Source organism: Pseudomonas sp. FJ2-5-13, from assembly GCF_029201605.1.
In the GTDB taxonomy this organism is placed as follows: Bacteria; Pseudomonadota; Gammaproteobacteria; order Pseudomonadales; family Pseudomonadaceae; genus Aquipseudomonas; species Aquipseudomonas lactis.
In genome coordinates this window covers 2,380,987-2,392,543 of the sequence record NZ_CP104045.1, presented here as the reverse complement: position 1 = coordinate 2,392,543, position 11,557 = coordinate 2,380,987, and the positions used below count along the sequence as shown (strand labels likewise).

Here is an 11,557-nt window from a genome sequence, read left to right as displayed (position 1 = left end):
GGCCTTGATCAGAAACCGAGGGAGAAACTTACCGTCACTGCGTGGTCCTTGTCGTTGCGCGAGAGCTGGCCCGAATAGCCCAGGCCCAGTCTGCCGTTCTGGCTGATCTGGTAGTCCAGGCCCGCTTCCACCACCGCGCTGTCTTTGGCAATCGGCACGCCCTGGGTGCTGAACGAGCCACCGCCATTGATAAAGCTCAGGTCGGCGTCGGGCTTGGTGTCACCGAAGGCATGGCGCCAGCCGATGCTGCCCCGTGGGGTGATTTTCGAGCCGTTGCCCAGGGTGATGGTCTGGCCAATGCGCACGCCCAAGGTCGAGTAGGTGATGTCCTGGTCGGCATCGCCGCGCAGGGCTGCCGAGCCGCCTTTCTCCTTAATGGTGTCACTGTCGTAGTTGACGTAGGCCAGGCCGGCGAACGGTTCCAGGGCCACGGTAGGGGTTTGAATGGTGTAGCCGACTTCACCGAACACTTGTGCACTGCGTGCCTTGTAGTCGGCTTTGAGGCGTTGGCCCTCGCCACCGACGGCCACGTTGCGCTTGCTTTCGATGTCATGCCAGCTGTACGCCACGCCCATGCGTGCGGCGAAGGCTTCTTGCTGGTAGGCGGTGTAGGCCATCAGGTGGTAGCTGTCCACATCGGCGCTGGAATTGCGGCGCTTGGCGTCCAGGTCGCTGCGGGTGTAGCCGGCGGCCACGCCCACGCGCCAGGCGTCGTCCACTTGCTTGTCGGTACCGAGCAGGAAGCCGCTGAGGTTGCGGTCCAGCTTGGCGCTGTTGCTGTCACCGCCCATATGGCCCCAGGTGCCGAGCACGCGCATCCAACCGACCATCTCGCCGTGGCAACCGGCGCTGCTCAGGTGGTTCTCGCTGGGTGCCAGGGCATTGCGCGGGTCGTCCTCGCGGTAGCAACCCGGTTGGCGCAGGCGCTCGTTGACGGCGTCACGCACGTAACGCGAGTCTTCAAGCATGGCGCTGGCGGTGCTGGCGTGGATTTCACCGGACAAGCTGTCGAAGGCCGCACGTGCCGCCGCTGCATCACCGTTAAGCAGTGCATTTTGCACCGCTGCGCCACCGACTGCGGTGCCTGTGCCCAACGCCGCCGCCACGCCGCGTTGGTTACCGGTGGCCGCCACGCTGGCATAGCTGACGTCGTTGCGGCTGACCGCCAGGGCCACTTGGGTTGGGCTGTAGTTCAACGCGGTAGTCAGGAACGCCAGGTTCTCCAGGTTGGTGGTGGCAAAGGTGCCGTTGACCGCGCCGGCTGTCAGCAAGGTGTAGGTGGTGGCACCGGCATAGGGTGCCAGGTTGACCACATTCAAGGTGCCGCCCAGGTTGGCGGTGCCGCCCACGGCCAGGGAGCCGGTGGTGGATGGGGTGATCACCAGGTTCAGCGCACCGGTGCTGGCGTTGGTGAAGTTGCCGGCCACGGTCAGCTTGCCGCCGTCGGGTGTCACCGAGCCGTTGTTGGCCAGCGAACCGACACTGCCGTTACCGGTCAGCCCTGCACCGTTGGCCACGGTGACCTGGCCGCCAAGTACCGCGCCTGGGTTGGCCGCGTTACCCACTTGCAACACGCCCTCTTCCACTGCCACGGTGCCGCTGAATGGCTGGTTGCCGGTCAGCAACAGCGCGCCTGCGCCTTGCTTGATCAGCGCACCGGTGCCGCTCAAGGTGCCGCTGAACTGGCCATTGGTGCGCTGGGTAAACAACAACCGCGCGTTGTTGAGGATCCTGCCACGCAGGCTGGTGGTGGTGCCCGCCAGCGTACCGCCACTGACGGTGGTGCCGCCGGTGTAGGTATTGGCGCCGGTCAGCAGCAAGGTGCCGGCATCCAGCTTGTTGATGCCGCCGGTTCCCACCAGCGGTGCATCAATCTGAGCGGTCACGCCGGAATTGACCCGCACCGGCGCCAGGCTGCCATCCGCCGCATTGGTGGGGCTCAAGCTGCCGCCTTCGCCGGCGACCAGCGTGTAGCCGGCGTCCAGCACTTGCAGGCCAGTGAAGCCTTGGTTGCCGACCACGGTCACGGTGCCGCCCTGCCCGCCAAATACGGCGAACTGGTTGGTGGACGCCTGCCCTTGGGTGCCGGTGGGATCGGTCCAGTTGGTGCCTGGGCCCCAGGTACCGCTGCCGCCGGTGATGCTGCCATCGGGGTTTGTGGTGCCGCCGTTCCAGAACTGGATCTGCCCTGGGGCGGTTTGCACCACCAGGTTGAGCTGGTTGGCCAGCGCCGTTTGCAGGCTCAGGTTGCCCAGCGCCACCGGCAAGGTGCCAAAGGTGAGGCCGTTATCGGTCAAGCTGCCGCCGTAGCGGAACAGCTGGTACACACCGACACCGAAGCCGCCCGTGTCGCTGACGTTGAGCGTGCCGTCCAGGGTCAGGTTGCCCGCCACGTTCACCGCTGTACTGGAGGCACCCGGCGCACCGAGGGCGAAGTCCAGGGTGGTGCCCGACGACAAGGCCAGCGAACCCACCGACAGTGGTGTCGCGGCACCGGCCTGGAGCACCGAGCCGTCAGCCATGTTCACCGCACCGCCCAGGGTACCGCTGCCGCCGAGGGTCGCGCCGCTAGCGACTTGCACCACGGCGCTATTCAAGGTGCCGTTGACCAGCAGGCTGCCGGTGTTGACGTTGGTGTTGCCAGTAAAGGTGTTGTTGCCGCTGAGCAGCAACGCGCCGGTACCGGTTTTGTTCAACACGCCGGTACCGGTGAGGTTGCCGGTGTAGGTGCCGTCGATGGCTTGCTCAAAGGTCAACGCCGCGTTGTTGGCGATAGCGCCTTGCAGGCTGGTGGTGTTGCCCGTGGTGCTGCCGCCGTTGAGCGTGGTGCCGCCGCTGTAGGTGTTGGCAGCGGTCAGCAACAAGGCGCCGCTGCCATTTTTCACCAGGCTGCCGCTGCCGCTGACCACGCCGTTGAGGGCCAGGTCGTGGCTGCCGGCCAGGGTCAGCGGGCCACCGAGGTTGAGGGCATTGGCCAGTTGCAGGTCGGTGCCGCCATCCAGTTGCGCCGCGCCGCCCACCGTTAAAGCGCCACTGCCCAGGGCAGCATTATTGCCGAGGATCAATTGACCGGCGTTCAGGCCCGTGCCGCCGCTGTAACTGTTGACGCCATTGAGCGTCAACGCTGCCGCACCGTTTTTCACCAGGCTGCCGCTGCCGCTGATGCCACCATTGAGGGTCAGCGCGTTGCTGCCACCCATCGTCAACGCACCGTTGAGCACGGCCGCATTGGCCAGGCTGACCGCCGCGTTGCTGTCCAGGGTGGTGCCGCCGGCCGCCGTCAGGGCGCCTGTGCCCAGGGCACTGTTATTGCCCACCACCAGGGTGCCGCCGTTCAGCGCGGTACCGCCGGTGTAGCCATTGCTGCCGTTGAGTACCAGGGTGCCGCTGTCGAGCTTGGCCAGGGTGCCGGCGCCGTTGAGGGTCACGCCCAGGGTGGCGGTGGCGTTCGGGTCGACGCGCACCGCGGTGTTGCCGGTGCCGCCATTGACCAGGTTGAGCACGCCCGCCGTGCCGGCGCCCAGGGTGTAGCCGTCGGTGACGAACTGCATGCCGGTGATGTTCTGCGTGCCGTCCACCGTCACGTTGCCTGCCGCGCCTTGGAACACCGCAAAGCTGTTGACCCAGCCCTGGTTGAGGGTGCCGTCGACATTGGTCCAGTTGGTATTGCCGGCGTTCCAGGTGCCGTTGCCGCCGTCAATCGCACCGTTGCCGATCAGGCTGTTGCCATCCCAGAACTGCACGGTGGTGTTGGGCGCGGTCACCAGCAGGTTGACCTTGTTGGTGATCGCGGTCTGCACTTGCAGGTCGCCCGGCACCACGCTGCCTGGCAGTGTGCCAAGAGCCAGGCCGTTATCGGTCAAGGCTCCGGTGTAGTTGATAAGGTTGTAGACGCCGCTGCCAAAGCCGCCGATATCGGTGACATTGAGGTTGCCGTCCAGGGTCAGATTGCCGCCGACATTCAGCAGGCCTGTGCCGCCACCCAGCACCGGAGTGCCGAGACCGACATCCAGGTTCGAGTTGCCCCCCAGCACCAACGAGCCCACCGACAGCGTGCTGCCGGAGGCCAGGCCGATGTGCCCACCGTCGGCCACGGTCACCGCGCCGGCCAATGAACCGCTGCCGGCCAGGGTCGCGCCGCTGTTGACTGCCACCGTGCCGCTGGCCAGTGAGCCTGTGACATTCAAGGTGCCGCCGTTGACGGTGGCCGCGCCGCTGAGGGCATTGGTGCCGCTCAGGTTGAGCACCCCGCTGCCGTTTTTATCCAGGTTGCCGGCACCGTTGAGCGCACCGCCAAAGCTGTTATCCAGGTTGCTGCCACCCACCGCCAGCGTAGCGCCACCAGCCACCTGCACCGTGCCGTTGCCGGCCAGGCTGTTGAGGTTGGCATCGCCACCCAGGTTGAGGCTCGCGCCGCTGCCGACAGTGACGCCGGAGGTGGTGCCCAGCGCACCATTACCCGTCGTGGTCACGCTGCCCGCCGCCACGGTCAGTGGGCCGCTGAAGCTGTTGTTGCCGGTGAGCAGCAGGTCCGCCGCGCCATTTTTGATCAGCGCTGCATTGCCAGCGAGTACACCGGCGAGGGTCAGGTTGTTGCTGCCAGCGACAGTGAGGTCGCCATTAAGATTGACCGCATTGGCCAGCACCAGCGGCGTGCTGTTGGCCAGGGTCGCCGCAGCGCCGACGGTCAACGCGCCCGAGCCCAGGGCTGTGGTGCTGCCGAGGGTCAGCGTGCCGGCATTGAGCGCCGTGCCGCCGCTGTAGGTGTTGGCGCCGTTGAGGGTCAGGTTGGCGCCACCGGCCTTGGTCAACGAACCCGTGCCGTCCACCACACCGTTGAGGCTCAGGTCGTTGCTACCGCCGACCGTGAGCGCTGCATTCAGGCTGGTGTTATTGGCCAGGGCCAACGCCGTGTTGGTGTCCAGGGTGGTTGCCCCATTGACCGCCAAGGCACCGCTGCCCAGGGCCGACGCATTGCCCAGGGTCAAGGAGCCGGCATTCAATTGCGTGCCGCCCAGGTAGGCGTTGGCACCGTTGAGCGTCAGGTTGCCCGCGCCGGTTTTGGTCAGCCCACCGCTACCGCTGACCAGGCCGTTCAAGCTCAGGTCGGCGGTGCCCAGAATGCCCAGGTTGCCGGCCAGATTGACCGTGTTGGCCAGGGCGACCGCTGTGCTGCTGTCGAGGGTGGTGCCAGCGGCCGCGTTCAGAGCGCCACTGCCCAGGGCCGTGTTGGAGGCCAGGATCAGGCCGCCTGCGTTGAGTGCGGTTGGGCCGGCATAGGTGTTGTTGCCACTGAGGGTCAGGTTGGCGATGCCATTCTTGATCAGGCTGCCCGTACCCGCCACGGTGCCGGCCAGGGTCAAGGCATTGCTGCCGCCGAGGGTGAGGCTGCCGTTGACGTTGAGTGCATTGGCGAGGCTGACCGCGGTGTTGCTGTCCAGGGTGGTGCCGTTGGCGGTGGTCAAGAGGCCGCTGCCCAGGGCACTGTTATTGCCGACCACCAGCGTGCCGCCATCGAGGGCGGTGCCGCCGGTGTAGCTGTTGGCACCGTTAAGCACCAGGGTGCCGGTGTCGAGCTTGGCCAGGGTGCCGCCGCCGTTAAGCGCCACGCCCAGGGTGGCGGTGACGCCAGGATCGACACGTACGGCGGTGTTGCCACCCACGCCATTGAACAGGGTCAAGGCGCCCGCTGTGCCACCCGCCAGGGTGTAGCCATCGGTGACGAACTGCAAACCGGTGACGGCTTGCGCGCCGTCAACCGTGACGGTGCCCGCCGTGCCTTGGAACACGGCAAAGCTGTTAGGCGTCCAGGCGGTATTGAATGCACCGTTGACGCCGGTCCATTGGTTGCCGCCTGCACTCCAGGTGCCGCTGCCGCCTTCGATGGTGCCATTGCCGGTGGTTTGGCTGCCGTCCCAGAACTGCACATTGGTGCTGCCGTTGACCAGCAGGTTGATCTGGTTGCCGATCGCAGTTTGCAGGTCCAGGTCGCTGGCCGGGATGTTCACCGGCAGGCTGCCCAGCAGCAGGCCGTTGTTGGTCAGGCCACCGGTGTAGTCGATCAGGCGGTAGATGCCCGCACCGAAGCCGCCGATATCCGTGACGTTCAACGTGCCGTCCAGGGTCAGGTTGCCGTTGACCTGCACCAGCGCCGTGCCGCCAGTGGCGGGCGCGCCGAGGCCTGCATCCAGGTTGGAGTTGGCATTGAGCAGCAGCGAACCGGTGGTGAGGGTCGCGCCGGAATTGACGGCCAGGTGGCCGCCGTCGGCGATGGTCACGTTGCCCAACAAAGTACCGGTACCACCGAGGGTGGCACCACTGCCCACCGCCACATTGGCGCTGGCCAGGGAACCATTGACGAGCAAGCTGCCGGCGTTGACCTGGGCATCCCCGGTCACCACGCTGAGGCCGCCGAGGGTCAAGGCGCCCGTGCCGTCTTTGGCCAGGTTGCCGAGGCCTGCCACGACGCCGTTGAAGGTGCTGTCCAGATTATTGTTGCCCACGCTCAAGGTGCTGCCGGCCCCTACGGTTGCAAGCCCGGTACCCGTGAGGGCGCCCAGGCTGGCGCTGCCGCCCAGGTTGAGGGAAGTACCGCTCGCCAGGTTGACCCCAGCGCCGACACCCAGTGCACCATTGCCCACCGTGGTGAGGCTGCCCGATTGCACATCGAACAGGCCGTTGAAGGTGTTAGTGCCGGTCAGGCTCACATCCGCCGTGCCGGTTTTGACCAGGCTACCGCTGCCGGCGAGCACGCCGGCCAGGGTCAGGTTGTTGTTGAGACCGCCCACGGTCAGGCCAGCATTGAGGTTGACCGCATTGGCCAATACCAGCGGTGTGCTGTTGGCCAGAGTAGCTGCACCGTTTACGTTCAAGGCGCCGGTACCCAGGGCCGCTGCCGTGCCCAGGGTCAGCGTACCGGCGTTGAGCGTGGTGCCGCCTTGGAAGGTGTTGACGCCATTGAGGGTCAGGTTGGCCGCGCCGTCTTTGCTCAGGCCAGCCGTGCCGGTAATCAGGCCACCCAGGGTCAGGTCGTTGCTATTGGCAACGGCAAGGTTGGCGTCAAGCACGAGGCCATTGCCCACTGTCAGCGCGGCCGTGTTATCCAGGGTCGCCGCGCCGCCCACGGTAAGGTTGCCCAAACCAAGGGCGGTGGCGCTGCCCAAGGTCAGCGTACCGGCGTTCAGGGTGGTGCCACCCAGGTAGGCGTTGGCGCCGCTGAGGATCAGATTGGCCGTGCCCTCCTTGGTCAGGCTGCCCGCACCGTTGATTGCGCCGCCGAGGGTCAGGTCAGCGCTGCCGCCGATGCCCAGGTTGCCCGCCAGGTTGATCGCGTTAGTGGTGGTGACCGCCGTGCTGGCGTCCAAGGTGGTACCGCCTGCGGCGTTCAATACGCCCGCGCCCAGCGCCGTATTGCTGGCCAGGATCAGCCCGCCTGCGTTCAAGGCCACAGGGCCCAGGAAGGTGTTGGTGCCGCCGAGTGTCAGGCCTGCCGCGCCATTCTTGACCAGGCCACCGATGCCGCTGATGGCGCCGTTGAGCGCCAATGCGTTGCTGCCACCGACCGTCAGGGTGCCGCTGAGTACCGCATCATTGCCCAGGGTCACCGGGGCATTGCTATCCAGTGTGGTGCCCGCCGCAGCGGTCAGCGTGCCAGTGCCCAGCGCGGTGTTGCTGCCGACCACCAACGTGCCGCCATTGAGCAAGGTGCCGCCGGTGTAGCTGTTGGCGCCATTGAGCACCAGCGTGCCGGTATCGAGTTTGTTCAGAACGCCCGCACCGGTGATATCGACGCCGAGGGTGGCAGTCGCCAGTGGGTCGACGCGCACGGCGAAGTTGCCGCTGCCGGTGCTCAACTGCCCACCGGTGCCATTGACCAGGTTGTAGCCATCGGTGACGAATTGCATGCCAGTGATGGTTTGTACGCCATTCACACTGACGGTGCCCGCCGCGCCTTGGAACACCGCAAAGCCGCCGCCCCAGGTCTGGTTGGACAGGCCGTCGGCCGAGGTCCAGTTGGTGCCGCCCGCTGTCCAGGTGCCGTTGCCTCCGTCAACAGTGCCGTTGGCGATGGTGTTGCTGCCGTCCCAGAAACGAATATTCGGCGCCGCTACCACCAGGTTGACCTGGCTGCCCACGGAGGTTTGTACCAGCAGATCACCTAGGCCGAAGCCCAGCGGCACCGTGTTGACGTTCAACGCACCGGTCAAGCCGCCGGTGTAGTTGATCAAGCGATACACTCCCGCGCCGAAGCCACCGGCATCGCTCACATTGAGGTCGCCGGCCAGGTTCACGTTGCCACCGACATTCATCAGCGAGGTCAGCGACGGTGCGCCAAGAGCCACATCCAGACTGGCCCCGGCACTCATGTTCAGGCCGCCCGCCGACAAGGTCGTGCCACTGCCCAGCGCCAGGTGCCCGCCGCTATTGATATTCGCCGTACCCAATAGCGAGCCACTGCCGGTAAGGGTGCCGCCGCTATTCACGTCGACCAACGCGCTGCCCAGGGAACCCTCGACATCCAGGGTGCCCGCGTTGATCGCCGTGTTACCGGTGATGCCATTGATTCCGTTGAGCGTGAGGGTGCCGGTGCCGACCTTGATCAAGCCGCCAGCGCCGCTGAGATCACCGTCAAAGGTACTGCTGGTGCTGACGCCACCCACCGTGAGGTTCAAACCGCCGCCGACTGCCACGCCACCCGCACCGCTGAGACCGGCCAGACTGGAATCGACGCCCAGATTCAGCGCAGCGCCAGCGCTGACATCAACGCCAGAGGTGCTGCCCAAAGCACCGGTGCTGCCGGTGGTGACGCTGCCGGAGACAATATTCAATGGCCCGGTAAAGGTGTTGTTGCCGCTCAAGGTCAGGTCAGCCAAACCATTTTTGATCAGTGCACTGGCGCCGCTGATCACGCCGCTGAGGTTGAGGTCATTGTTACCCGCGAGCGTCAGGTCGCCATTCAAGGCAATCCCGTTGCCCAGGGTGAAGGTCGCGCTGGTATCCAGGGTTGCCGCACCGCCGACCGTCAAGGGGCCTGCGCCCGAGGAGCCTGCCGTGCCCAAGGTCAGCGTGCCGGCGTTGAGGCTGGTGCCACCGCTGAAGGTGTTGGTGCCGTTGAGGGTCAGGTTGGCCAGGCCATCCTTGATCAGCGCACCCGCGCCGCTGACTACACCGCCCAGGGTCAGCGCATTGGCGCCGCCGACGGTCAGCCCGGCGTTGAGGACAATGTTATTGCCCAGCGCCACCGCCGAGGTGCTGTTAAGGGTGGCGGCGCCGCCGACGGTCAAGTTGCCCAGGCCAAGCGCCGTGTTGCTGCCGACGGTCAAGCTGCCCGAATTCAGGGTAGTGCCACCCAGGAAGTTATTGCTGCCGCTGAGTGTCAGGCCGGCCGTGCCGTCTTTGGTCAGGCTGCCTGCACCGTTGACCGTGCCGCCCAGGGTCAGGTTGGCGCTGCCGCCGATTCCAAGGTTACCGGCCAGGTTGATCGCGTTAGTCAGCGTGGCAGTGGTGCTGGCGTCCAGGGTCGTGCCTGCGGCTGCATTCAACGTACCCGCACCCAAGGCATCGGTAGCGCCAATCACCAGCTTGCCGCTGTTGAGTGCCGTGTTGCCCAGGTAAGTGTTCGCTTGATTGAGGATCAGATCCGCCGGGCCGTTCTTGATCAACCCGCCAAGGCCCGCCACCACGCCGCCAAGGGTCAGCGCGTTGCTGCCGCCAAGGGTCAGGTTACCGCCCAGGTTGAGGTTATTGCCCAGGCTCACTGCTGCACTGGCATCCAACGTGGTACCCGCCGAGGCGTTCAACACACTGGTGCCGAGCGCAGTATTGGAGCCAACCACCAGCGAACCGGCGTTGAGGGCCGTGGCGCCGGTGTAAGTATTGTTGCCCGTAAGCGCCAGGCTCGATACGCCCTCCTTGATCAACCCGGAACCACCGCTGACAACCCCGCCAAGGGTCAGCGGGTTCACGCCGTCGACGGTCAGATTGGCGTTCAAGGTAATCGCATTGCTGGTTGTCAGCGCAGCATTGCTCTGCAAAGTACCCGCACCCGCCACGGTCAAGGCACCGGTACCTAGCGCTGCGGCATTGCCCAATGTAAGCGTGCCGGCGTTCAAGGTGGTACCACCCTGGAAGGTGTTGGCGCCGCTGAGGATCAATTCGCCCGTACCGACTTTGGTCAAGCCAGTGCTGCCCGAGATCAGGCCGTTCAAGGTCAGCCCGGTAGCAGCCCCCTGCACCGTCAGGCCACCGGTTCCGAGGGTCATCAGGTTAGCCAGTGTCAGGTTGTTAGTGGTGGCTTCGATAGCGCCGCCGTTGGACGTGAGCACACCGCTGCCGAATGTCGCGTTGTTATTGAATTGCGCCACGCCGCCATTGAGCGTGGTGCTACCGCTGACCAGCGGCCCTAGCAAGGTCCAGGTGCCGCTGTTGATGGCCAGGTTGTTGAAGTTGACATAGTTGGCGCTTGAGACCGTGCCGGTACCCGTACTGCCACCACCGACACCCGTCGTGTTTTCAAGGATCAGTGAGTTGCTGCCGCCTGCCCCGCCGTCCACCTGGCCGGTGGGCGCAAAGGTGAGGTTCACTCCGATCAGTCCGCCCAGGCTTACGCCAATGCCGCCGCCGTTGGTCACTTGCGACCCCGTGACTGCCGTAAAGGTGTTGGTACTGGCGGTCCCCATCGACACGCCGCCAGAGATGGTGCCGGTGTTGCGGAACGTGTTCCCTGTAGTGGAGCTCTCGAACGCCACGCGCCCGGTCAGGGTGCCATTATTCGTCATATTGACCTGGCCGCCACCCTGGACCGCCACCACCGGGGTATCGGAGGCGAACAGCGTCAGGCCGAGCAAAGAGGAAGAACCAATGACACCGTTGTTAACGATCGTGGTGGTGCCGCCTGCGCCGTTGGTGGCGTTCAGGGCCATGCCGTCCAGCGAGGCCAGGTTCAGCCCCAGCAACGCGCCAGTCCCGCGCATGATGCCGGTGGCGCTGTTGGTGATGTTCAACACGCTGGCTGCCGTGTTGCCGATCACCACACCACCGCTCAGCACCGAAACCAACCCGAGGAGTGCCGGGTCAATGGTGCCGGCGTTGTTCAACGTCGTGTTGTTGCCGGTCAGGGTCAGTGCTTTACCGCCCAACGTCGCATTGAGCTGCGCCCCCGCGTTGACGTTGACCGTCAGGCTGTTGACTGCACTGCTGAAGGTATTGAGAAACAGCGGCAATGACGGCACACCTGTACAGGTCACCGTCGCTCCAGCGGTGGGACTCGCCGGGCTACAGGCGGCGAACACATCCGGGCTCGCCAGCCCCATCACCAGCCCGGCCACTCCCAGGCGGATCGCAAGAGAAAGTGCAGAAATACGAGGTAAAGCGGCAGTCGCAAGTCTTCTATCCACGTTCTACTCCTTGTGGTCCAAGCCTTTCATCCGTGACTGCGTGCAAGCCTTGTTTCAACGATCCACACGCATCGAATTCGAAACACCTGACCGTGGTGACTACTGATCCAGTTTTTCGAAACGTTAGTAGACCTGCGCGAAAGCCATTGAATTAAATGGTA

1 protein-coding gene is annotated in these 11,557 nt (G+C 65.2%); it reads right to left on the bottom strand.

Annotated features, from left to right (window positions below; translation table 11 throughout):
- Window positions 1-8 precede the first annotated feature (8 nt).
- Window positions 9-11,396: an autotransporter-associated beta strand repeat-containing protein gene (locus N2A98_RS10715; protein WP_275623393.1), complete on the bottom strand. Its 11,388-nt coding sequence runs from the start codon at window positions 11,394-11,396 to the stop codon at window positions 9-11.
- Between the last annotated feature and the right edge of the window lie 161 nt (window positions 11,397-11,557).